We start from the raw sequence: 877 nt of genomic DNA, 5'->3' as shown, positions 1-877 counted from the left end.
CCTGATCGGGCTTGGTGTCAAGCCGGATGACCGGGTCGGGTTGTGCGTCGAGCGCTCGCCGGCGATGATGATCGGCCTGCTTGGCGTGTTGAAGGCAGGCGGGGCCTATGTGCCGCTGGACCCGGGCTATCCGCGCGAGCGGCTTGGCCTGGTGGTCAGCGATGCCGACCCGCGACTGGTGCTGGTCGACAAGACAGGTCGTGAGGCACTCGGCGAGGCACTGTCCGGACGCGAGGTGATCGCGCTGGACGAGACGCAGGGGACGGATCAAAGCCACCCCGAGAATGACATTGATCCGGACCCAAGAACCCTTGGCCTGACACCGCGCCACCTTGCCTATGTCATCTACACCTCGGGCTCAACCGGAACACCGAAGGGCGTCATGGTCGAACATGGCGGCGGCGTCAATCTGATCCAGGCGATGGCGGACATTGCTGGGATCACGGCAAACGACAGGCTTCTCGCCGTCACGACGATCGCCTTCGACATCGCCGGACTGGAGCTTTACGTGCCCTTGAGCCGGGGCGCCTGCATCATCCTTGCCGGCAAGGACGACGCAAGCAATCCCATGGCTTTGCAGCGCCTCATTGCAAGCCGCGGCGTGAGCGTCATGCAGGCGACGCCGGCGACCTGGCGGGCTATGCTGGATGCGAACTGGCCAGGCGCACGGCATATGCGGGTTCTGTGTGGTGGCGAGGCGCTGCCGGTGGAGCTGTCGCAGCGACTGCGCTCGCGCGTCCAGTCCGTGTGGAACGTCTATGGTCCGACCGAGACGACGATCTGGTCGTCGAGTCTTCAGCTCGGCCCGCGGACGGATGCGGGCCAGCCGCACGAGCCCATTGGCCGTCCGATCTCGAACACAAAGATGTATGTGCTG

1 protein-coding gene is annotated in these 877 nt (G+C 65.1%); it reads left to right on the top strand.

What is annotated here, in order from left to right; genetic code table 11:
* Nucleotides 1-877, top strand: an 877-nt coding sequence (locus tag JT360_RS33240; protein ID WP_214477697.1) for an AMP-binding protein, incomplete at both ends; no start/stop codon positions are given.

It is taken from the genome of Mesorhizobium sp. dw_380 (assembly GCF_018588885.1).
GTDB lineage: Bacteria > Pseudomonadota > Alphaproteobacteria > Rhizobiales > Rhizobiaceae > Mesorhizobium.
Note: the sequence above shows the minus strand (reverse complement) of the source record. Positions and strands in the feature narration are given on the sequence as shown.